The sequence below is a fragment of the Bacillus sp. 1780r2a1 genome (assembly GCA_024134725.1).
GTDB classification, from domain to species: Bacteria; Bacillota; Bacilli; order Bacillales; family Bacillaceae_H; genus Priestia; species Priestia aryabhattai_A.
In genome coordinates, this window is record CP099863.1 from 3284252 (window position 1) to 3307841 (window position 23590).

At 37.1% G+C, this 23590-nt stretch carries 26 protein-coding genes and 1 riboswitch; of the genes, 5 read left to right on the forward strand and 21 right to left on the reverse strand.

Translation table 11 applies throughout. The annotated features are described in order from the left end of the window. Positions 1–39: 39 nt before the first annotated feature. The 6 genes from NIZ91_16485 to NIZ91_16510 form a co-directional block, all read right to left on the reverse strand. Positions 40–960: a MerR family transcriptional regulator gene (locus tag NIZ91_16485; GenBank protein ID USY54328.1), complete on the reverse strand. Its 921-nt coding sequence runs from the start codon at positions 958–960 to the stop codon at positions 40–42. Positions 961–1068: 108 nt separating this feature from the next. Then, positions 1069–1836, reverse strand: coding sequence for a metallophosphoesterase (locus NIZ91_16490; GenBank protein USY54329.1), 768 nt, complete (start codon positions 1834–1836; stop codon positions 1069–1071). An 18-nt stretch (positions 1837–1854) separates the two neighbouring features. Continuing rightward, positions 1855–2223, reverse strand: a complete 369-nt coding sequence (locus tag NIZ91_16495; GenBank protein ID USY54330.1) for a hypothetical protein — start codon at positions 2221–2223, stop codon at positions 1855–1857. Positions 2224–2285: 62 nt separating this feature from the next. Beyond that, entirely contained in the window at positions 2286–2735 is a 450-nt protein-coding gene (locus NIZ91_16500; protein USY54331.1) for a YpbF family protein, read from the reverse strand. Positions 2736–2819: 84 nt separating this feature from the next. Continuing rightward, positions 2820–4337 (reverse strand): ATP-dependent DNA helicase, encoded by a 1518-nt coding sequence (locus NIZ91_16505; GenBank protein USY54332.1) that lies wholly within the window; start codon positions 4335–4337, stop codon positions 2820–2822. Between the two features lie 15 nt (positions 4338–4352). Continuing rightward, positions 4353–5405 (reverse strand): helix-turn-helix domain-containing protein, encoded by a 1053-nt coding sequence (locus NIZ91_16510; GenBank protein ID USY54333.1) that lies wholly within the window; start codon positions 5403–5405, stop codon positions 4353–4355. A 258-nt stretch (positions 5406–5663) separates the two neighbouring features. Here NIZ91_16510 and NIZ91_16515 point away from each other — a divergent pair, with 258 nt between their 5' ends. Then, a complete protein-coding gene (locus NIZ91_16515; GenBank protein ID USY54334.1) occupies positions 5664–5912 on the forward strand; it encodes a ferredoxin in 249 nt (82 codons plus the stop codon). A gap of 49 nt (positions 5913–5961) precedes the next feature. On the opposite strand, the gene NIZ91_16520 is transcribed toward NIZ91_16515, so the two are convergent. Beyond that, the gene (locus tag NIZ91_16520; GenBank protein USY54335.1) at positions 5962–6537 is read right to left on the reverse strand and encodes an ECF transporter S component; all 576 of its coding nucleotides are present in this window, start codon (positions 6535–6537) and stop codon (positions 5962–5964) included. A gap of 147 nt (positions 6538–6684) precedes the next feature. Then, positions 6685–6823: riboswitch (FMN riboswitch) on the reverse strand. Positions 6824–7198: 375 nt separating this feature from the next. Here NIZ91_16520 and serA point away from each other — a divergent pair. After that, positions 7199–8773 carry a phosphoglycerate dehydrogenase gene (gene serA / locus NIZ91_16525; GenBank protein ID USY54336.1) on the forward strand — a complete coding sequence of 525 codons (1575 nt, stop codon included), beginning with the start codon at positions 7199–7201 and terminating at the stop codon, positions 8771–8773. A gap of 34 nt (positions 8774–8807) precedes the next feature. Here serA and NIZ91_16530 read toward each other — a convergent pair whose 3' ends face one another. The 12 genes from NIZ91_16530 to NIZ91_16585 all read right to left on the reverse strand — a co-directional run bounded on the left by NIZ91_16530 (position 8808) and on the right by NIZ91_16585 (position 20556). Then, a complete protein-coding gene (locus NIZ91_16530; GenBank protein USY54337.1) occupies positions 8808–9491 on the reverse strand; it encodes a peptidoglycan DD-metalloendopeptidase family protein in 684 nt (227 codons plus the stop codon). Between the two features lie 157 nt (positions 9492–9648). Beyond that, positions 9649–11430 (reverse strand): ATP-binding protein, encoded by a 1782-nt coding sequence (locus NIZ91_16535; GenBank protein USY54338.1) that lies wholly within the window; start codon positions 11428–11430, stop codon positions 9649–9651. Next, on the reverse strand, positions 11430–12146 hold the full coding sequence (locus NIZ91_16540) for a response regulator transcription factor (protein USY54339.1): 717 nt from the start codon (positions 12144–12146) through the stop codon (positions 11430–11432). Before NIZ91_16540 ends, NIZ91_16535 begins: the two co-directional genes overlap by 1 nt. A gap of 221 nt (positions 12147–12367) precedes the next feature. After that, positions 12368–13546: a c-type cytochrome biogenesis protein CcsB gene (gene ccsB, locus NIZ91_16545; GenBank protein ID USY54340.1), complete on the reverse strand. Its 1179-nt coding sequence runs from the start codon at positions 13544–13546 to the stop codon at positions 12368–12370. An 11-nt stretch (positions 13547–13557) separates the two neighbouring features. After that, positions 13558–15180, reverse strand: a complete 1623-nt coding sequence (locus tag NIZ91_16550; GenBank protein ID USY54341.1) for a cytochrome c biogenesis protein ResB — start codon at positions 15178–15180, stop codon at positions 13558–13560. A gap of 12 nt (positions 15181–15192) precedes the next feature. After that, complete coding sequence (gene resA / locus NIZ91_16555) at positions 15193–15714, reverse strand: thiol-disulfide oxidoreductase ResA (GenBank protein USY54342.1); 522 nt, start codon at positions 15712–15714, stop codon at positions 15193–15195. Positions 15715–15939: 225 nt separating this feature from the next. Beyond that, positions 15940–16665, reverse strand: coding sequence for an rRNA pseudouridine synthase (locus NIZ91_16560; GenBank protein USY54343.1), 726 nt, complete (start codon positions 16663–16665; stop codon positions 15940–15942). Between the two features lie 126 nt (positions 16666–16791). After that, on the reverse strand, positions 16792–17325 hold the full coding sequence (locus tag NIZ91_16565) for a spore maturation protein (protein ID USY54344.1): 534 nt from the start codon (positions 17323–17325) through the stop codon (positions 16792–16794). Next, a complete protein-coding gene (locus NIZ91_16570) occupies positions 17322–17921 on the reverse strand; it encodes a spore maturation protein (GenBank protein USY54345.1) in 600 nt (199 codons plus the stop codon). The genes NIZ91_16565 and NIZ91_16570 overlap by 4 nt, the downstream gene beginning before the upstream one ends. A gap of 1 nt (position 17922) precedes the next feature. Further along, positions 17923–19059, reverse strand: a complete 1137-nt coding sequence (locus NIZ91_16575; protein USY54346.1) for a D-alanyl-D-alanine carboxypeptidase — start codon at positions 19057–19059, stop codon at positions 17923–17925. Positions 19060–19225: 166 nt separating this feature from the next. Continuing rightward, on the reverse strand, positions 19226–19798 hold the full coding sequence (gene scpB / locus NIZ91_16580; GenBank protein USY54347.1) for an SMC-Scp complex subunit ScpB: 573 nt from the start codon (positions 19796–19798) through the stop codon (positions 19226–19228). Further along, the gene (locus tag NIZ91_16585; protein ID USY54348.1) at positions 19795–20556 is read right to left on the reverse strand and encodes a segregation/condensation protein A; all 762 of its coding nucleotides are present in this window, start codon (positions 20554–20556) and stop codon (positions 19795–19797) included. The genes scpB and NIZ91_16585 overlap by 4 nt, the downstream gene beginning before the upstream one ends. Before the next feature lie 178 nt (positions 20557–20734). On the opposite strand from NIZ91_16585, the gene NIZ91_16590 reads away from it, so the two are divergent. Further along, positions 20735–20830 carry a YjcZ family sporulation protein gene (locus NIZ91_16590; protein ID USY54349.1) on the forward strand — a complete coding sequence of 32 codons (96 nt, stop codon included), beginning with the start codon at positions 20735–20737 and terminating at the stop codon, positions 20828–20830. Positions 20831–20904: 74 nt separating this feature from the next. Further along, a complete protein-coding gene (locus NIZ91_16595; GenBank protein USY54350.1) occupies positions 20905–21429 on the forward strand; it encodes a DUF309 domain-containing protein in 525 nt (174 codons plus the stop codon). A gap of 20 nt (positions 21430–21449) precedes the next feature. Here the strand turns inward: NIZ91_16595 and NIZ91_16600 are convergent, their stop codons facing one another. Both NIZ91_16600 and NIZ91_16605 read right to left on the reverse strand, forming a co-directional pair. Beyond that, positions 21450–21803: a GNAT family N-acetyltransferase gene (locus tag NIZ91_16600; protein ID USY54351.1), complete on the reverse strand. Its 354-nt coding sequence runs from the start codon at positions 21801–21803 to the stop codon at positions 21450–21452. Between the two features lie 201 nt (positions 21804–22004). After that, a complete protein-coding gene (locus tag NIZ91_16605; protein ID USY54352.1) occupies positions 22005–22439 on the reverse strand; it encodes a peptidylprolyl isomerase in 435 nt (144 codons plus the stop codon). 258 nt (positions 22440–22697) lie between these two features. Between NIZ91_16605 and NIZ91_16610 the strand changes: the two genes are divergently transcribed. Continuing rightward, a complete protein-coding gene (locus tag NIZ91_16610; protein ID USY54353.1) occupies positions 22698–23573 on the forward strand; it encodes a DUF1002 domain-containing protein in 876 nt (291 codons plus the stop codon). Positions 23574–23590: the final 17 nt, after the last annotated feature.

A 23590-nucleotide genomic window follows, 5' to 3' on the forward strand; every position in this document is an offset into this window, starting at 1 on the left:
TACTTACGAGTTTACAGGTTTACACGGTTAAAAACAAGCCTATTGATTATGATGCTCAGCTAATTTTTCAGTTAGCCATTCATTCCATTCGTTTTTGGAATTCCCTAATAAAAATGAAGAAGCTCGCTCTTTATCTTTTCCTTCTAACATTTCAAAAACAAAACCACCAAGGCCAATTTTCAAATGAGGAAACTCTCCCTGTACATCACACGCTAAATCAACGGTTTTCTTAGCATTTTCCATCATTGTACAGGACATAAAGAAGAAGGTTGGATCCACTTCTTTTAAAATGAGATAAATATCCCTTTCTTCAATGCTACTCCCTAAGTAAATAACTTCGAACCCTTTTCTTCTTAAGAATAATGTAAAAACAAGCAACCCCACTTCATGTGTTTCATTCGGACCGCATACCGCAATGGCTTTTGGCAATAAGCCACTTGAAGGAAGAGAATAAAATAACATACTAATTCTTGTTTTTAAAAGCTGTGTAGCATAGTGTTCATGGGCACTTGTAATCTTTCCTTTCTCCCACATGTCTCCTACTGTAACTAATAAAGAACCTAGTATATCAATGACTACTTGCTCCACCGAATATAAGCTAAAAGCATGATTAATTAGCTCTTGTGCTTTACTTTCTTCAAAAGATAATAAATGATGTAAAATTTGATCCTTTAAACGTTGAGGTGTTTCCACTTCACTTTGGTCATCAGTTTGGTGAACATTTGCGCTCTCTGTTTCTAACAACGAGACGGCTTGACTAATCGTAAAGCCATTGCTTACTTTATCTGTTAACCACTTTAATTTTTTTAAATCTGCCTCTGTATACAAACGATGACCCGACTCGTTTCGCACAGGGTTAAATATTTTATAGCGACGCTCCCATGCACGCAACGTTCCGGGTTGGATTCCGACCATGTTTGAGATGGCTTTAATATTATACTTTCCTTCTTGTGAAGCCATATGTAACCTCCAACGACTCTTCATGAACTATAACGTATTACTTGCATTATAGGATAAGTTACACGTTGTGTAAAATTTATATATGCTGGGTTTCAGAGACTCTTGTAGTTAGTTTGCTCTAGTGATTGTGAGAACATGCGCCTTAGCTTTTGCTTCCAAACGAAGGGGCACAGAAGTAGTTCCATAACCATTGCTTACAAAATAAACTGTATCTTTATGTGCTTTTAGTCCACCTAATTCATAAGGACCGAATCCAAGCAAACGAATCTGTCCACCATGGGTGTGACCACTAAGCATTAAGTCAACACGATGATTTTCTACTTCAAAGACTGCATCCGGATTATGGCTAAACAACAATGTAAAATACCGTTGATCTATGCCTTTAAAGGCTTGGTTCATGTTTAATTGTCCTTCTGACAAGTCATCAACTCCTACAATATTGTAGGAAACCCCTTCTTTCTCTATGCAAATTGCTTCGTTTTTTAAAGCTATTACCTCATGCTTTTTAAAGATATTCATTAAACTTTCTTGATCAATTTCATAATCGTTATTTCCCCATACAAAGTAAATAGAACCTAACTGGCTTAATTGCTTAATATTTGTTTCAATCTGTTGGATTGGGACACCTTTTTCAGCTAGGTCTCCTCCAATAACAACAAAGTCAATCTTTCCATTCACTTGTTCAATTAAGGATTGTGTAATCGTACGTTTATGTATATCTGAAATAAAGAAAATGCGTAATGACTGCCACTCCTTTGGAACACCCTTCACTTCAATATTTTCTTGTTCGACGACTGTACGCTGTGCTTCTTTTGCCATGTAAGTAAGTAAAACAATAGCAATTACTATCAATACAACGATAATTCCTATAATCATAATTATGCTCACTCCTTTTTATTTGCTTTGTGAAGCAGCACCTATACCGTAAATGAATGAAGCCACTATAACTGGTAATAGTAAGTAAAACTCATATGAAATAAACGCTACGCATCCTACTAAAGAAATCCATGCTACGAAAAAGTCCATCTTCTGCACCCTTGTCCCTTGTATCCAACGGTACATATTTTCAAATAGCATTTTTACCCAAATAGCCTGACACGTACAGCTAATCAAAAAGAGCAAAATCGTTGCAAAGAGATTCTCTGGATTTTTCAGAAAGTACACAATGGTATCTAGTGAAACTCCTTTTTGTTCAAATACAGAGGTTGTAATGAAATAATAACTACATACCCAACCTATTACAAATAATAACCACTTTCTCATAATACAAGCCTCCCCTCACTACAACTTGTATGTGAGAAGAGGCTATTGCATGTATTTAATCCTTATTTATTTTCATGATACAAATTAATATCGTAGGTTTGTTTCATTGCCGCATACAAATCTTTTCGGTTTTCCCACTGTGCTGGCGTTGACCAAATATCCTTGCTTTTTTGAATGATTTCACACCGCAAATCATTAAATTCTTTTTCCAACTTATCGCACTGCTTTTGCATCTGTATCATTTTGAAATAGGTAGAAACAATAATAATAAGCAAAAAAAGATGCTTACTATCATCGAGAAAGAATTGAATAAAATCACTAAAAGCTCGTAAATTCAGCTGCGAAGTAAATACAAATAAATAACTCATCCCAAGAAGCAAACACCCAAAGAATGCCCACTTCCATTTATTCATCGATTTTTGAGTAGCTGATAGCTTTTCTTTTTTAGTTATAACACTTTCTAATATATATTGAGTTGGTTCATCAACATGATAATGAGATAGCTCTTTCACTTTCTTCAACTCCCCTTTATAAGGCTAGTACCACAGTATGAAGAAAGATGAATGTTTATGTTTAAAATTTCAACAATGAATCTTTTAATGGACAGCTTGTTTGAGCAACCTTGCTAGTTCGCCTTGCCATCCTAAAAATGTAGACTCCGTACACTCATGTTCAGGTTGACTATATTCATCCAAATCAATATTGCAAAGGTCACAGCAATTGTGCTTCTCTGAAATACCCTCTTCTTCGAAATAGCTCATTAAAGCTTTTCTTCTACAATCCTTTGTATGGATAAACTCTTTCATTGCGTGGTATTTTTTCTGTTTAGCATTTAAGCGTTTATTTACAATTTCCATCAGCTCTTCATATAGAGATTCCGTGACCTTCTCTGGATAAATTAATCCATCATGAACAGCACCAATATTTTCTAAGTAGTGACGGATAAAACGCCAATGGGTTTCGTAAATACCAATTGTAAATAAGAAGTGCGCTTCTACTTCTCGAACTCCAACCGGGCTGGAACTTGAACGAATTTGTGACAAACAATATAAAAGCGTATCCGAAGAAGGAAGCTCTAAGTCTAACAAAGCCTGCGCAGAACCATCATCTTCTTCACTATATAATAAAATCGCCAAACTCGGTAACCCATCACGACCTCCCCTGCCAATTTCTTGAACGTAGGATTCAAGCTGGGTAGGCGTTTGAAAATGCAGTACAAACCGAACGTTTGATTTGTTAACTCCCATTCCAAAAGCACTTGTACAACAAATAAAGTCGAGCTGATTTTCAAGAAATTGTCGCTGGATAAGTGTACGATCGTTAGCTTCCATTCCTCCGTGGTAATATTGAACTTTCTCAACACCGTTTTCTTTTAAGTAGTGCGTTAGCGACTCTGTTAAAGCCCGGCTAGAACAATAAATAATACCTGGTTTTTGAATTTTCGTTACGTATTCCAATAGCTTTTTCTTTTTTTCTTCAAGACCATGCACATGCTCTACGCTGATAGCAATATTTGAACGATTCATTGAATATAAGTGCTCATTAACTTGATCAAGGTGTAAATACTTTTTAATATCACTGAGTACTTCACTCGTTGCTGTACCGGTTAGCGCTAAGCAAGTTGGCTTCCCTAGCTTTTCCCATACAATACCTAAGTTTAAGTAGTCTAATCGAAAGTCATGTCCCCATTGTGAAATACAGTGTGCTTCATCTACAACGAACATACCGATATTCGTTTGTTTTAAAGCATGAACTACATGGGGATTCTGTAAGATTTCGGGGGAAGCATAAATGAAACGATAGCTATTTAAAGAGCGTAGTGCCTGCTGCTTTTCATCTTCACGTAAAAAGCTGTTAAGAGCAATAACCCTCTTCTCTCCTTTGGCTTTAAGCTGCTGAACCTGATCTTCCATCAGGGAAAGTAATGGGGACACAATAAGGATTGGCCGCTTTAAAAAATAGCCAGGGAGCTGATAGCAAAGTGACTTTCCTGTTCCAGTAGGCAAAACGGCCAGAACATGATTGTGATTTAATAAGTCCGTTATAATTTCTTTTTGACCGTTTCGAAAAGTTGAAAAGCCAAATTCTCTTTGAAGTACCTGTTCTAACTGCATCGTCTTACTCCTTTCTTAATCCGTTACGCACTTAGCTAATACAAGACGAATTTGAAAATAAGTAAGGTGATCACTAACCTCTTTTTTTATTTCTTTGAGCTGATTGGTATTTAACGCTTTGAAAGCGTTGATAATTTCCTCTTGATCCTCTACTTTCACATAAGCATCAATCGTAAAGTTAGGAAGAAACAATGCCAGTTCAGCAATATGATCTTCAATTGTGCTCTCTTTTAACCGCCTAATTCTCGCTACTTCTTTTAACGATTTTCCTTTTTGTAACCACTCATACGTTTTAACTGTTGAAGCTGTTAATGGTACAGTCATATGTACATCTTGTACAAATTTCTGGAGAACAGGAAATTCACTTGGACATTCGCTAATTTGCTCAATAATTTGATGAACAACGCTGATTACCAATAAGTGAACGTAGTTTTCGTCCATATTGTAATACTCAGCAAGCTGGCTTTTGGTTAAGCCAATTCGTTTATATCCACTCAAGTGTTGGACAAATATATCAGCATCCCGGGAAGAACACCTCTTTAATATGCATTGTAACTCATCAAATAAATGCTTTGCCAACTCTTCTCGTGAATACGACTGAGAAAATAGATAAGCTTTCACCCATTGAATGGGCTCAGCATCTTGCGTTATTGGTAAAAATCCCTTTTGAAAATACTGTAGGTTAGAGATTGTTTGAATGAACAAGGTCAGTCTCGATAAAAATAATTGTGTGCTACTTGCAAATTGCCAACCGCTAAGCTTAGCTGGCAGAGGCCATTCACGTAACTGTGTGCGAAGTACTTGTTCGCCCTTGGCTGTTAGCACATATTTTTGATGATCTACTTCTTTAATAAATTGTTGAGAATTAAGCTCTTTTACGTATCGAGAAAATGTTTCTTTTTTCAAGTAACTAAATGATTGAAATAAAAAAGACAAGCCAAAGATTTTACCGTCTTGAATTGTTTGCGCTGATTTTTTACCAGCTACTATATGATAAATTCCGTAAACTGTTCGTTCACCTTTTAGTTGTTGCATACTATATAGCATAACGGTTTGAATATAGTTCACAATCGTCAACTTCCTTTCTCTTTTCATTTTACCAAAACTTTAACAGAACGCACCCTTTTGTCATTGAGCGAATCGAGATGAATCAAAAAAGCAGTGCTATAAGTCATGACAAACCCTTGTCTGATAAGCATTATCAATGACTTTTCTATTGAAAAGTTTTAAAAATCGTCTTACAATGGGTAAAGAGAAATTTCACGCTTATGTTGAAAAGAGATTATATAACACGAAATTTTCGAACACTTTACAGGAGGTCTTGTTATGCCAAAATATACAATTGTTGACAAAGATACATGTATTGCATGTGGAGCATGTGGAGCAGCAGCACCAGACATTTATGATTACGATGATGAAGGAATTGCATTCGTAACATTAGATGATAACCAAGGGATTGTGGAAGTTCCTGATGAATTAGAAGATGATATGATGGATGCATTTGAAGGCTGTCCAACAGATTCAATCCGCGTAGCAGATGAGAAGTTTGACGGTGACTCTAACAAATTTGAATAAGAAGTAAAAAAAGACCTGTACATAGAGATGTACAGGTCTTTTTTTCTATTTAAACTGCGACTCGCTTTGTAATCCAATACTTCATTTTATTAAATAAAACAACGAAAATTAAGCCTGTAATAATCCCTTTAATCATATTAAATGGCAGAATCCCCGTTACGACTAACTGACGTGTTTCCTCACTTGACAGTGCCGGTGACTGCAAGAAAAGCGTATATGCAGGTAAGAACACATAGTAATTTAAAAACGCCATGCCAACGGACATTACTACTGTTCCAACTACTAAACCTGTTGTAATACCTTTTGTAGTTTTAAATTTATGAAACATAAGAGAAACCGGTAAAATAAATAATAGCCCTGCTACAAAATTTGCGAATTGGCCTACAGGGACGCCTGTTGCGCTTCCTTGAATGAGGTAGTGGAGAAGATTTTTAATTCCTTCGACAATAATACCTGCTACAGGACCAAAGATTAATGCAGCAAGCAGTGCCGGCACCTCACTAAAATCAATTTTTAAAAATGGTGGTATACCTGGTATTGGGAAGTTAAGCATCATTAATACGTAAGACAAACCGCTTAGCATCCCTAAAATAACAAGCTTTTGTGTTTTCTTGCTTTGTTCCATTTTCCTCTCTCCTTCTTGCGATCCACTCTTCCAAGAAGAAAGGTTCATTGCATATGCGCTCCATAAAAAAACCTCAACAAATTTGTTGAGGGAAAATGCAGGCACATTCAATAAACGTTCAGCACATTTGCTTTTGAACGTTTGAACCTCCACCTTCTCCCATCCAGACTTTACTGTCGGCTTTGGAATCACACCAAATCCTGCTCCAAACTTAAAGAGCTCGCGGGCTTAAAACAACTTGTTTATCACCGCCGGTCGGGAATTACACCCTGCCCCGAAGATAGATCAATATTTAATGATGTTCACATTATATGATACCTTGAATTAAAAGTAAATCATTTAATATAAAAAATCCCACAATTCTCATTCTTTTAGTCATTATTTTTGCACGGCGGTAAAAGCAGCGGAATATTGAAAGATTGTCAGGCATCCTTTCAACGTACTTTCATATATAAAAACCTCAAAAAAGTACGTTTTAAAAATATTTAACTAGAAATAAATCTTCTAAATCCTCCTTTTTTTATAAAAAATCCGAATATTAATCAAAAAAATAAAAATGAAAACGTTACCAATTGTGAACTTTTTTACAATCTAATTGACAGAATTTTTTTAACGTGATAAATTATCAGATATTTGAGTTGTGAAAGGGAGATGTTAATACATGTATGAAGTGTTAGTAGCCGATTCAATTAGCAATGAAGGTCTTGCTCCATTATTAGAAGCATCAAATGTTAATTTAACAAGAAAAAAAGTAACGGAAGTTGAAGATTTATTGCATACATACGATGCACTGCTTGTTCGAAGCGCAACGACTGTGACGGAAGACTTGTTAGACAAGATGAAGAATTTAAAGATTGTTGCTCGTGCAGGTGTAGGTGTCGATAATATTGACATTGAAGCATCAACTAAGCGAGGCGTTGTTGTTATCAATGCTCCAAATGGAAACACTATTTCTACGGCTGAGCATACTTTTGCCATGATGGCTAGTTTAGTTCGCCATATCCCTCAAGGAAATATTTCTGTCAAATCTCGCGAATGGAACCGATCAGCATTTGTTGGTACAGAACTCAACCGCAAGCACTTAGGAATTGTTGGTTTTGGGCGTATCGGCTCTGAACTTGCCAAACGTGCGAAAGCCTTTAACATGACGGTACATGTATATGATCCATTTTTAACAACATCTCGTGCAGAAAAACTAGGAGTTGACCTCTTATCGTTAGATGATTTACTAGCAGTAGCTGATATTATTACTGTTCATACGCCATTAACGAAAGATACAAAAGGTTTATTAAATCGCGATACGTTAGCCAAAACAAAAAAAGGCGTTTATTTACTAAACTGTGCACGAGGCGGCATTATTGATGAAGAAGCACTTGCACACTATTTAGAAATTGGTCACGTTCAAGGTGCTGCAATTGACGTGTTTGAAGTAGAGCCACCTACTGATAATCCACTTTTAAACTTTGATCAGGTTATTACAACGCCACATTTAGGTGCTTCAACAAAAGAAGCGCAGTTAAATGTAGCTGAAGATGTTGCTTATGATGTGCTACGCTTCTTAGAAGGTAACCCAGTAAGTTCTTCAATTAACTTACCGACACTTTCAAAAGACGTATTCGAAAAAATCCAGCCGTTTACTAGCTTAACAAAACAGCTTGGTGCCGTTTTATCACAATGCATGAAAGAACCTGTTCAAGACATTTCTGTTACGTACGCAGGAACAGTAGCGGATTTAGAAACAACGTATATTACCCGAAGCTTGTTGTCTGGATTTTTAACTCATCGTATCGACCGCTCAGTTAACGAAGTAAACGCGTCAATGATTGCCAAAGAGAGAGGCATTACGTTTGGTGAGAAAATTTCTGATAACACTCAAGGCTATGCTAATATTATTGAAGTTGTTGTAAAAGGAGAATCTCGTACATTCTCTATTACCGGTACGTATATCAAAGATTACGGTCCTCGCGTTATTAATATTGATTCCTTTGACATTGATTTTTATCCAGAAGGACATTTATTATATATCCGACACACAGACCAACCTGGCGTTATTGGAAATGTTGGTAAAGCGCTTGGTGATTTAAATATCAACATTGCAACAATGCAGGTAGGACGTAAACAAAAAGGCGGAGAAGCGATTATGATGCTTACGTTCGACCGTCTTATTGAAGATGCAACAATTGAGTCTCTAAAGCAAGCAAGTGAAATTGTTACAATTCAACGTATTGAACTATAAAACAAAACAAGGAAGGCAAATGCCTTTCTTGTTTTTATTTTGTTATCTTTAGGTGTTGACCAGGATAAATATCACTGGTTGTCATATGATTTCTTCCTTTTAAATCGTCTACATCTATTTTGTATTTTTTTGCGATTTCAGATAACGTGTCCCCTCTTTCAACAACGTATCCTTCATTTAACTGTCTAAATACAGCAGCTTCTAACTGTTCCGTTACGTAGGCTGATAATTTTTCTTGATCAAGCTTTGCGATTGGGTTAATAGCATTCGTTTTATCAATATTCCACGTTCCTTTATGAACTTCAAAATGCAAATGGGCACCAGACGATCGACCTGTATTACCTATTTGTCCAATTGTCTGACGAGCAGAAATTCTTTCTCCCTCCGCAACACCTCGATTATTCAAATGTGCATACACCGTTTCGTATCCATTATCCTGCTTGATAAATACAACTTGTCCATATGTATCAGAGTAATAAGATTTGGTGACTCTCCCACTATATACTGCATACACCTGTGTTCCCACAGGCGCTGCAATATCAATACCAAAATGTTTTGCGTTACGAGAACCAAACACATCTGTAAGCGTTCCTTCTTCAGTAGGCCAGTTCCACTGTGTTGAAGCTTGTGCTTTAGCCATTGTTCCGCCAACAAACAATAGACCTATACACATTCCCATAATAACTACTACTAATATTCGCCTTACAATATCAAGCATACATATCCTCCTATGTACTAAGCGTTTCTTGACACATAAATATACTATATGCATTTTCAAAAATTCTAGACATTTCCAATAAAAAAAGGTTAGAAAATAGTGAAATATTTTCTAACCTTTTACTATTCAACCTGTGACCCCAAAGTAACATTTATCACTATGAGTAGTGTTTAGGAAGCTTAATAAAGAATGTTGTGCCCTGATTTAAAATACTATTTACCACAATGACTCCATGATGTGCTTCTACAATATTTTTTGCAATTGCGAGCCCGAGTCCCGTACCCGACTTTCCTCTTGTTCTTGCCTTATCTGCTTTATAAAATCTTTCAAAAACAAACGGTAAATCTTCTTCTGGTATTCCTACACCTGTATCCTCAACTGAAAGATGAACTTCCGTTTGGTTACTGTTAATACCAAGCGTCACTTTGCCTCCTTTAGGAGTATGACGAATTGCATTATCAATCAAATTGGTTAATACTTGTTCTATCCGATCTGCATCAATGGTTGCCGGGAGTTTTATTTGTGCATTGGTTTGAAGTTCCAACCTAATGTCTTGCTCTTTAGCAATGCCCTGGAATTTACGAACTACTCGCTCAGCAAGTTCAACCATCTCAATTTCAGCTACGTGGAGTTGAACATGCCCCGCTTCCATTCGAGCTAAATCTAATAGTTCGTTAACAAGCCTCCCCATCCTTAAGGATTCATCATAAATAACTTGGGTAATTTCTTTTTTCTCTTCTTCCGTACTCGCAATGTCATCAATAATCGCTTCACTATAACCTTGTAGCATTGAAATCGGTGTTCGTAATTCATGTGAAACATTGGCGATAAAATCTTTTCGAAGTTTATCTAATTTACGCTCTTCTGACATATCGCGTAAAACCGCAACGGCTCCTCGAATCTTTGTTTGGTTATAAAGTGGTGACATGAGAATAACCCATGTCTTCCCTTGTATTGTTAGTTCTGCGCTCTGCTCTTTTTCACTTTTAACAACGCTCTCGAACAAACGAACAACTTTTAAAGGAAGTTCTGGAATGGACTGATTGTTCATATTTTGCTCATAGTACCATGCTTGTAAAAACTGATCTGCAGGTGGATTCGTAATTAAAATTGAACCATTTTGGCTAAATGTAATAACACCATCCGCCATACTACTTAAAATACTTGATAGCTGCTCTTTTTCTTGATTTAAAGCGTTAAGATTGAACTTTAACTGTCTTCCCATCTGATTGAAAGCAATGGCTAGCTCACCAATTTCATCATGTGTCAAAATCGGTACTTTCGTCTCGAAATTTCCTTTCGTAACCTCAAAAGCTGCCTGCTTCATTTTTCGAAGCGGAGCGGTAATTCGCGTTGATAAGAAAAAGGCAAAGATTGTAGTCAACACGATGGCAATACCCGCAGCTAAGATAATAAACTTTGTTGTATAGCGCGCAGGCTCTTCAATCTCAGCTAATGATTGGTACAAGTAAACTCCTCCATTACCTTGACCATCCACAGATAACGGAACGCCTACAATAAACATCAGTGGACTTTCTGAAGTACTTCTACCTTCGTTCATGTACATCTCTTCGTGTACAACTTCACCATGTGTAGTTACTCTCTGAAGATTTTTGTCTTCAGAAATAAGCGAGATGACAGTGTCGCGTCTCTCTTCTTCTGGATGTGTAGAATTCCAATACTTTTTATCTCCTTGCACAATTAAGATACTGGCTTGATCAGCTAATTCTCGTGCAATTGAAAGTCCAAGCTCCTGGTCTTTGGTTTCTTGTACGATGGTGGAGATTTTAGCTGCTGTTTTCGTTAATCGCTTTTCTGCGTCATCTACATGATAATTTTCAAAGAACTGCAGCAATAAAACCGTTAAAATAAATAAAACAAACGTAACGAGTAATAAAATAGTAAACCAAAGTTTACCAACAACACTGCGCCAAAACATCAGCTGTTCCCAACCTCAAATTTATATCCTACACCCCAAACGGTTACAATCATTTTAGCAGCGTCTGGAGATACGCGGTTTAATTTTTCTCGCAAACGTTTGACATGGGTATCTACCGTCCTTAAATCTCCAAAGAAGTCGTAGTGCCAAACTTCTCTCAGCAACTGCTCTCGGTCGTACACTTTATCTGGCGTTTTTGCTAAAAAACACAGCAGTTCGTACTCTTTTGGTGTTAAGTTTACTTCTTTATCATCAGCAGTCACACGATGTGCATCATTGTCAATTGTTAAATGATCAAATACAATCATGTTTTTAACTGAAGGTGTTGGTTCCATAACAGGTATAGACGATGAGCGTCGTAATAAGGCCTTCACGCGCAGTACAACTTCTCTAGGGCTGAAGGGTTTAACAATATAGTCATCGGTTCCAACTTCAAAGCCTTGAACACGGTTTACTTCTTCCCCTTTTGCCGTTAGCATAATAATTGGTGTTGTTTTTTTCTCCCTGATTTGTTTACACACTTCAATTCCATCAATTCCAGGCATCATTAAATCTAAAATAATAAGATCATAATTTATATGTAACGCTTTCTCTATAGCCTCATGGCCATCAGCAGCTTCCTCAATCGTATATCCTTCTTTTTCTAAATACATCTTTAATAAACGACGAATACGATCTTCATCGTCCACAAGTAATAACCTTTGTTCAGTTTGCATGTTCTCAACCTCCTACGTTTAGTTTACAAAAAAAACAGATGAACTGCTACCAATGTCTAACCAACATTGTGACAATCTATGTAACAAATGAATGAGGCTTAATAGATTTCTCTTTTATTTGTACTCTTTTGAAATCATTTTTCATTCATATCTAATTCCCAGACCTGGTTGGATTCATTATGACAAAAAAAACTCGCTGTCGCAATGACAGCGAGTTTTGGTTATGCATATGAATGTAGACCTGCAATGACTAAGTTAACTGCAACGAGATTAAACATAATAATAGCAAAGCCACCAACTGCTAACCACGCTGAACGTTCACCTTGCCACCCTTTTGCTAGACGCAGATGTAAAAAGGCTGCATAGAAAAGCCACGTAATTAAAGCCCATACTTCTTTCGGATCCCATCCCCAGAAGCGCGTCCAGGCAATTTGCGCCCATATCATTGCAAAAATTAAAGCACCTAAAGTAAAAACAGGAAACCCAATAGCAACAGAGCGATAGCCTACTTCATCTAGTAATTCACTATTGACTTGCTTGACTAACGGTTTTAAAGCAGCACCAATTCGCTTGCGAAGAACAAGGCGAAGTAACCAATATAGGACTAAACCACTCATCAGTGACCATAAAACTGTATTTAATTTTTGTGCATTTATAATTGCAGGTACCGAAACCGTTGGCTCTAATCGATTATCCGTGATTAGCTCACCTTCATGCGGACCAACTAGGGCTGGCAGATGATATACCATTTCAGCCTGTTTTTCATTTTTATCAACCCATGTAAAGGTAGCGTCATAGTTTGATAAGCTAAAAGCTGTTGTCATAATAATAAATCCAACCGTACTAAGTAAAGAATACAGGATAAACTCTAGCCAAAATGTTTTTTTTGTTGCTTTTGTTTGATCAATACATTTAATAAGGTAAATCAGTCCCGCTACAAAGCTAATGGCTAAAATTGCTTCCCCTGCAGCAGCTGTTGTAACGTGAATATGTAACCAATTTGTTTGAAGAGCCGGTATTAAAGGCGAAATTTCTGTTGGGAACATACTTGCATACGCAATAATTAACAGCGCCACAGGAAGAGCAAATAAGCCTAGAATACTCAACTTATAAATAAAGTAAATAATAATAAATGCTCCGACAACCATCATGCCAAAGAAGGTTGTAAACTCAAATAGATTACTAACTGGTGCATGACCTGAAGCAATCCACCTCGTAATAAAATAACCAACTTGCGCAATGAATCCAACAATCGTTACGCTAATTCCAAATACCGGCCACTTGTTTGTCTTATGCTTTGAATTCTTTTCTCTAATGGCTCCACCAAAGAAAAACGTAGCGACTAAATAAGCAATAAAAGCTACATAAAGCAAGTTACTACTAACGCTTGCAAAATCCATTTTGTCTCCTCCTACCCCTTGTCTTTATCCATTTGATCATGCAACGGCATAACCTTGGTCTGTTGAATTGCTTGATTTAGCTCGTTTTTTAAACCGTACCAGTTTTTATTTGTATGAGCAGCTAACCAGAGCTCATTGTCAACTCTTTGAATCCATAGTCGACGATGATTCCAATACATTCCTTGAATGACACCAATCATAAAGATGGCACCTCCAAGACCTAAAACCCAAAGTGTATAATCCTTCCTCACTGTTAAACCTGTTACATTTTTTGTATCCACACCTGCAAAGGACATTTTATAGTCATTTTCACCAAGTGGCTCTAGGTTTTGTTGAATAGCGACAAGTGCTACCTCACCTTTGGGATGCTCAGGTGAAAACATTTTAAACACAAAGGCTGGATTATTCGGCACGCGCGTTTTGGTATCAGGATTTCCGTCATCATTTAAGTAAAAGTCTGGGAAATAGCTAATTAAATCTACTTTATAACCATCCTTAAGCTCATATGTTTCCTGCGGATTATATAAATCAACTGTTAATTGGCCAATATTTTCTTCCGTTTCTTTATTTGTTAAATGAAATGACATGGCATTAAACTCATTAAGCTTATAATCCACCTGGTAAATGGCATAACCCTCGTGCTTTAAAGGTTCATTTACACGAATGCTTTTATCCTTTAATTCTTTTAATTCTGGCGTTTGTCCAGGAATACTGTCCCCTTCACGCTCGTATAGTGTCACATCAGCTTGATAATTCTTTACAATCGTTTGATTACCGACTCGGTCAATCGCTTGTTGAAAAACTTCTTTTTCCGTGTCTTTATCGTACATTTCAACTTTAAACGCATTGTTTTTTAAATAGTATTCCCCATCAGTACCGGGCACTACCTTTGTTTCACCTTCTCGTACCCACAGCACTTCATCAACGTACATGCCAGGTACAAACCGAAGCATGGCGCCGATTAAGAAAATAATAAGCCCAACATGATTGACATAAGGTCCCCATCTTGAAAACCTTCCTTTTTCAGCCAATATGTTTCCGCTTTCTTCTCGAACCGTATATCGACGCTTTTTCAGCTGTTCTTTCAAAGTTTCATAGTCTTCATCTGTCCATGACTTCGTAACGCTAAATAAACGCTGCTTTTTCAAGAAATTTGCGTGTTTTTTTACCCTTTGATATTTTAGTGATTTATAAAGTGGAACAACTCGATCTAAGCTGGCAATGACTAATGATATACCAAGTGATGCGATTAAAAGCATGTACCACCATGAACCGTATAAATTGTGAAATCCTAGTTCATAGTAGAGTTTTCCCGTCCATCCGTACTCTTGTTCATAATATTGAACTGCTGTTGTTCCTGGTGGTATGTACATTTCTTGTGGATAAATCGTTCCTAGAGCTGATGCTGTAAGTGTAAGGATAATAATCCAAACACCTACCTTTACTGAGGAGAAAAAGTTCCATATCTTATCAATGATTGTTTTATTATATGTTTGTGACCGCCTTGCACTTCCCTCGTATCGCATATCAACCAGTTGCTTTGAGGCCTCTTCATTTAATGGCTTCCCACACGCTTCACATAACACGGTTCCTTCTTTATTTTGATGACCGCATTCACATCGTATTTGTTTCATAGCAAAAACTCCCTACGGCTTAATTAATTCCATGTACTCTTGAATTCGTTTTTCATCCAACCCTCCAATAAACACATCGACAATCTTTCCATCTTTATCAATTAAAAACGTAGTTGGTAACGGGTCTACACCGTATGCATGGAGAACCTGTGAATCCTTGTCCATTAGGATCGGAAAGGATAATCCATAGCGGTTTGCAAACTGCTTAACAGCAACATCTGTTTCACCAACATTTGCAGCTAAAATTTCAACACCCTGATCTTTATACTTGGCGTATTGCGCTTCCATTACAGGCATTTCCTTTTCACAAGGTTTACACCACGTGCCCCAAAAATTTAAAAAGACGCCTTTACCTTTGTAATCAGAAAGCTTATGCTCATTGCCTTCTAAATCTTGGAGCGCAAAGTTAGGAGCCTGATCACCTACTGAAAAGGCTTGCTTGTCAGCTATAAATTGCGTATATAGAGTGTAGCCGACGGCAACTAATAAAATAGTTAGAATCGTAGTACGAATAAATAAGCGACGTTTTTTCATCCCAATCGAACTCCTCTAAATCGTTTTCATTATGCGTTTTCTTACAATTATAGCATTTTTTCGCATTCGTAAAGGGAAAAATATTATGAAGGTTATGTGACACACTTATCTGTTTAATCGGCCATCGACAGAAAGCTCACTTGCCATCTCTAGGTATACGTCTTCATAAAAAAAGACACGTTTAGCTGACGGATTATACCATTAGCTAAACGTGCCTCTTTATACTTATTTACCTGTTTGTGCTTTCGTATACAGTTGCTTTACCTCATGAGCCGTTAATTCTCTTGCTTCTCCTGCATTTAAACCTCTTAAATCTAAATTCGCATAGCGCTCACGCTTTAGCTTTAAAACAGGGTGACCAATCGCTTCAAACATGCGACGAACTTGGCGGTTTTTACCTTCATGAATCGATAGCTCTACGATAGCTGTTTGTTTTCCTTTATCAATCGACAGAACTTTTGCACGCGCAGGCGATGTTTTTCCATCTTCAAGCATAATACCTCTTTGTAGCTGTCTAATTTTTTCACGTGGTGGAATACCTTTAACTTTTGCTACGTACACCTTATCAATTTCGTACTTTGGATGCGTTAGCAGGTTGGCGAATTCACCATCGTTTGTTAAAAGAATTAGACCTGACGTATCATAATCTAAGCGCCCAATTGGATAAATACGTTCTTCAACGTGGGGGAAAAAGTCTACAACTGTTTTTCGATCTTTGTCGTCCTTCGCTGCTGAAATAACGCCTCTTGGCTTATATAACATAAAATAGACCGGTTCCTCACGCTCTAATGGTACACCGTCCACTTCAATTTTATCGTTAGGTCCTACCTTTGTTCCTAGCTCTTTTACTGCTTTTCCGTTCACCGTTACTCGTCCTTGCGTAATAAGCTCTTCAGCTTTACGCCTTGAAGCAACACCCGCATGAGCAATTACTTTTTGTAATCGTTCCATTTATATCTCACCTCTTGTAACATCTTACTTGTTTACTCTCTAATATACAAGCCTGTACAGCAAATACCTATTAATTTTCTCATACAAAAAAAGAAAGCATGCCAAGCTTGCTTTCTTTTACCTTTATTATGACCCAAAAACAAGAATAACAATTACAACTGATGCGATAATACCTACTAAATCCGCTAACAAACCAACCTTTAGAGCATCGCCCATTTTCTTTATCCCTACGGCTCCAAAATAAACGGTTAAAATATAAAAAGTGGTATCAGTACTTCCTTGCATAGTAGAAGCTAATCTCCCAATAAAAGAATCCGGTCCATACGTTGAAATTAAATCGGTGGTAATACCCAAAGCAGCAGTTCCTGAAATTGGTTTGATTAAAGCAAGTGGGACTATATCAGCAGGCACGCCAACCGCATTCAAAAATGGCTTCATAAAGTTTAAAAAGAAATCTAATGCTCCAGACGCTCGAAAGATTGAAATACTGACGAGCATCCCGACAAGATAAGGAATAATAGAAAACGCAATTTGTAAACCATCCTTCCCGCCTTCTACAAACCGTTCATAAGTTGGAATTTTTTTATATGTTCCATATAAAAGGATACACCCTACAATAAGAGGGATAAACATAATGGAAATCTGATTTAATAAGGTCATCTACGTCCGCCTCCTTTTTTCATGCGGCGATGGTAGAAATAACGATCAATGACAATGGCTCCCATTGTAGCGACAACCGTTGCAAGAAGTGTCGTTCCTACAATTTCTGTTGGATTGGCGGAATTATACGTAATTCGAATAGCAATAACAGTTGTTGGAATTAGTGTTAGACTGGTTGTGTTGAGCGCTAGTAACGTAATCATTGACCTGCTCGCTTCATCCTTATTACCATTTAGCTGTTTTAACTGCTCCATTGCTTTAATCCCAAGCGGGGTAGCGGCATTACCCAGACCAAACATATTAGCCATCATATTAGACAGTATATACCCTAAAGCAGGATGGTCTTTTGGAATATCAGGAAACAGCCTTCCAATAATGGGGCGAAACAACTTTGCTAATTTTTCTAATAATCCAGCGTGCTGTGCAATGTTCATAATACCTAGCCAAAACACTAATACGCTTATTAAACCAATACTGATGGTAACGGCTTCTCCTGCCCCTTGAAAAATTGCTTTGTTAACTGCCTCCATCTTTCCATTAATGATTGCAAATACAATTCCAATAATCGTCAGCAACATCCAAATGATATTGACCATCTTATCGTGCTCCTGGATAAACTAAAAATAAATTCTTTACCTTATTGAAGAACCCCTCTTCTTTCTTTGGCTCACTGTGAAAATAAATTGGGATATTGCCTATCGAATCACCATCTCGCGTCACCTGTAATTCTCCTACAACGCTTGGAACAGGCTTTCCTTCTTTCCATTCTTTTTGAGGTTTAATTAGAATTGTTTTCAACTTAACGGTTTCTTGCTCATCTTTTGTTAGTGGGTATACAACATCTCTTTTTATTTCAAGCTTCTTTTTGTAAAATGAATCTTCAATACCTTTTAATTCTCCTTTTGGAGCTAAGCTTGTCATTTTATAAGTGTCAAAAGCCCCTTCGTACATCGAGATATGGTCATTCCAATCGCTAGGTGCATTAATCGTAACAGCTATTAAATCCATTCCATTTTTTGTGGCGGTTGTTACCAGCGTTCGCTTTGCTAGCTTGGTATATCCAGTTTTACCACCTGTACAGTATGCATATAAGCTCGTCAATAATTTATTTTTATTTTTCCACACTCGATCCCATTTTTCTTCGGGATGAGGTGTTCTGTAAACTTTCGTTCCTGAAATTTCTCTAAACGTCTTATTATTCATCGCGTAGCGCATTAAGATTGCCATGTCGTAAGCCGTTGAACGATGATTTTCATGATCATCTAAGCCATGAGGATTTTGAAATGTTGTATTAGTCATTCCAATTTCTTTTGCTTTTTGATTCATTAAATACACAAATCCCTCTTCGCTTCCACCCACTGTTTCAGCAATCGCTACAGCCGCATCGTTGCCGGACCTCATCATGAGCCCGTATACTAAGTCTTTGAGCTTAATTTTTTCACCCTCAACCAAATAAATGGATGACCCTTCTACTCCTACTGCTCGAGGGCTAACGGTTGTTGTTTGATCAATTTTGCCAGATTCGATTGCTAATATAGCCGTCATAATTTTCGTAATACTTGCTATACGACTAATGGCATCAGCATTTTTCTCGTATAAAACTCTTCCAGACTTTTGCTCAATTAAAACTGCACTATGGGCGCTTACACCTGCTGCATATGTAGTAGGAGGCAAACTGCTTAGACCTAAAAATAAAATCATGAAACAAATAATGCTTTGCTTTATTTTTCGCATGTCATCCCCGTCCCTTTATCTGTTTGTACAAGTTTATGCATTTGTTTTCATGTTATGATTTATTTACGCGGAGGTATTTTTCAAGTTTTATCTTATTTGTAATATTCTTCTTATTTATTCATAAAAAGAACACGATGTTTGCTCATCGTGTTCTTCATCAAGTAAGTTATTCAGCTTCTTGAAACGTTCTAAAAAACAAGTCTGCTTCCTGTTCAGCACCTGATTCTTCTTCTGGAAGCGGTGGCAATTCACTCAAATCTTTTAAGCCGAAATAAGCTAAAAATTCTTTTGTTGTTCCATATAAAATCGCTCGGCCTGCTCCTTCTGCGCGTCCCGTTTCCTTTAAAAGTGCTTTTCCTATTAGCGTTTGAAGCGGCCTTTCAGTTTTTACACCTCGAATTTCTTCAATTTCAGCTCGCGTAATGGGTTGGCGATATGCCACAATTGCAAGCGTTTCGAGTGCAGCTTGAGATAGGGATTGAGCAGGTGGCGTTTCAATTAATTTCTCCACATAAGAAGCATATTCCTGCTTCGTTGCAAATTGAAATTGTCCAGCAATCTCTACTAGTTGAAGACCTCGCTTATCATTCTCGTACTCTTTCATTAATTTATCTAGTTCTATACTCACTTCGTCTTTCGACACATCAAGAAGTTCTTGCAGTTGCTTAATAGATAGCCCTTCATCTCCTACAACGAATAGTAAACTTTCGATAGCTGCAGAGATATGCTGTTTACTCATCTTTCATCATTCCTTTCTTGATATGCAACGTATAGTTCATCTAAGTTATTTGACTGTTCTACGATGACTTCATTCTTTTTCATTAGTTCTAAGATGGCTAAGAACGTTACCACAATATGATTGCGTTCAGGATAAGGAAACAGCGTATAAAAACTTTGTTTTCCTTTTGTTTTCCGAAGTACGGATACAATTTCCGTCATTCTTTTTTCAATTGGGACGTCTTGGCGAGCTACCCTTGCTTGAACTGGCTTTTGTAGCTGCTTTCGCTTCATCAGTTTCTGCAAAGCACTGAGCATATCATAAAGCGACACATCTAAATCTCCACTATCTTGCTGCGCCGGTTTTTCATCACTTATCTGCTGTAAGTTACTAGGTGCCTTCGCGTAAATATGCGTTTGTGTCTCTTCAAGCTTTTGAAGTTCAACAGCAGCTTCTTTAAATTTTCGATATTCGATTAATTGTTGCATTAACTGCTCGCGAGGATCTTCTTCTACATCATCCATACTATCATCTATGTCGTCTTCGTCGTATGTTGGCAATAACATTTTGCTTTTAATTTGAATAAGCGTCGCAGCCATTACTAAATATTCGCTTGCCACGTCTAGCTGAAGCTCGTTCATCGTATGTATATACATCATGTATTGTTCGGTAATCGTTGCTACTGGTATATCATAAATATCAATTTCAAATCGGTTAATAAGATGCAATAAGAGATCTAGCGGTCCTTCAAAAGCATCTACCTTCACACTATATTCCAATTCTATCCCACCAAAATTATCATTTAGTCATAAGTCGCACTATCATTAGTATAGAGGATTCTAGACACATGTCCAATATAATTTCTAGGAAAGATAGGTCATTCGCCCATACCAAACGTAAAAATGAACATATGATGTCAGGGTAATAGCATTTTGATAACTCGAAGGAGGAATTCTCATGACTCACAAGCATGATTATAACGGAGGATTTTCTTTAATTATTGTATTGTTTATTTTATTAGTGATCATCGGATGCGCTTGCTTACACTTTTAATAAAATGACCCAAATGTGTTCAGTTTAGCTGGACACTTTTTTTGTGTTACACTGGCATTAGGAGGTTATCAGCTATGTATCCAAAACCATATATAGATTATCTTGTTTATTTTCATACAAACAGAGATTATTTCGAATGCCATGAAGTACTAGAAGAACATTGGAAAGCTGCTGATCCTGGACATCGCAATGTTTTATGGGTTGGGCTCATTCAAGTTGCTGTTTCGTTGTATCATCATCGAAGAAGTAACTACGCAGGTGCTGAACGTACGATAAAAAAAGCAATCTCAATTCTTGATGCGCACCATGAAGAACTACTTCAGATTGGTCTGCAACCAATCGATTTAATTAGCATGCTCACTAAACATTTGCGTTTGATACAGGCTTCAAAGCCTTACCAAAGTTTAAATATGCCAATTATCGATGAGCATCTTGTTCAGCAATGCAAAGCACACCCTTTAGCTCAAACATTCGGATGGCTTACACCATCTAATTTGCAGGATGAACACCTTATTCACCGTCATAAGCTGCGTGATCGAACAGCTATTATCGCAGAGCGCGCAAAGAAATTACGAAAAAGCAGAGCTTCTCGTAGTTAAAACTACTACAGCTCTGCTTTTTATTGTTCACTTTGACATTTTTCATAAAACGGTGCAATTAACTCACTAGGCTTAATTTGAGCATTAGAATACATCTGCTGAAGTGCTTTAATCATTTCTTTTCCAATCCCCTGCTGGCGATGAGATGGATTGACACTCACATGTTGAACCTCAACTAGATCTTGATCAATAATTGAGACTCCAACAATACCGATAAAGTCTTCTCCCTGTTTCCATAAATATAGCTGGCGATTTTCGTTTTGCTCATAATCTTTCATCGTTTGCTGAAGTTTTTTTAAATCCTTTTCAGTTGGCACAAACGACAGAAGACCCATAGCAATTTTTTCATGACTTCTTTTATAGCGAATAAGCATAAAATTCTCCCTCGTTCTCAAACTTTCCTACGATGTGTTCGTTAATTCTAATGCTTTTATCATACAAAATTTATGAAATAATAGCAACATCACCGTAAATTCACATAAAAAGAGCGACATGTAAAGTCGATTTCACAACTTACAAGGCGCTCTATTATCGCTCTTTTCAAGCTAATCTTGAGTTACTACAGAATCAGAATATTACTCTTCCCACACCTTAACTTCTTTCATTACATCACCGTTACGCATCTTCAATACTGTGTCTAAACCTTCTGTTACTTTACCAAATACAGTATGCACGCCATTTAAGTGTGGTTGTGGCTCATGTACGATAAAGAATTGGCTTCCTCCTGTATCTTTTCCTGCATGAGCCATTGATAATGAACCCGCTTCATGCTTGTGAGGATTTCCTTCTGTTTCACACTTAATTGTATAACCAGGGCCACCAGCACCTGTTCCTGTTGGATCTCCACCTTGTGATACAAATCCAGGAATTACACGGTGAAACGTTACGCCATCGTAAAAACCTTCAGCTGCTAATTTTTCAAAGTTTGCAACTGTTCCAGGCGCTTCGTTTTCAAATAAATCGATTAGGATTTTTTCTCCATTTTCCATTAAAATACTTGCTTTTTTCATGTGTAAAACCTCCAAATTATGTATTTCAACACTTATGGTTGTACATAAGTAACTATGCACGCTCTTACAATGTTTCATCTTATTGTACTATAAGTGAATATCTAAATTCAACGAATCACTTTTCTTCAACCCATCAGCGAATTTTTCTTTTTTTGAAACTTTCTTGTTTTCTCTTCGTTTAATAAATAGCGTGGGATGAAACTATCGCATTATCTAAAATCGTATTATAATAGGATATGGTTAAAGGAGGAAAAAATTATGAAGCCTTATATAAAAGTAATTTTGCTTACTATGAGCTTGGTTTTATTTTTAACTGCACCAATAAAAAGCCTGGCAGACGCAGCCGTAGGTGACGTTATTGTTACGTTAGGAGAAGACTTAACAATTGCGCAAAAAGAAAAAGTATTAAAAGATCTTGAAGCGCCTGAAAATGCCCAAACCATTACTGTATCGAATGCCGAAGAGCATGAGTACTTAGGTGACTTTATTCCAAAAGCAACCATTGGCTCTAGAGCGATTTCATCTTCAAGCATTACGCTTACTGCAAAAGATTCAGGCTTAAGTGTAGCAACTCAAAACATTACATCCATTACCGATGATATGTATCTAAACGCTTTAATGACTGCAGGTGTAAAAGATGCTGACATTAAAATCACGGCACCTTTTGAAGTGTCAGGTACTGCTGCATTAACAGGCATTATGAAAGCCTATGAAGTACAAACAAATAAAAAAATACCTGAAGAGGTTAAAAAAGCTGCTAACGAAGAGATGGTCCAAACAGCTGAACTTGGTGAAAAAGTAGGAAAAGAAAAAGCAGCTGAATTTATGGCCACAATAAAAGAAGAAATTGCCAAGGAAAACCCACAAACAAAAGATGATTTGCGTGCTTTAATCGAGCGTGTAGCCAATGATTTAGGCATTAGCTTAACAGACTCTGAGCTCAACGCACTCGTTGATTTTTTCAATCGTTTAAAAGACTTAGATATTGATTGGAATCAAGTTAAAGATCAATTGTCAGCTACTAAAGAGAAAGTAACAACATTTTTACAGTCTGAAGAAGGACAATCGTTTCTTGATAAACTAAAGAACTTCTTTGTTAGTATCATTGATGCTATTAAAGCCTTATTCTCATAAAAAAACGGCTGCCTCTA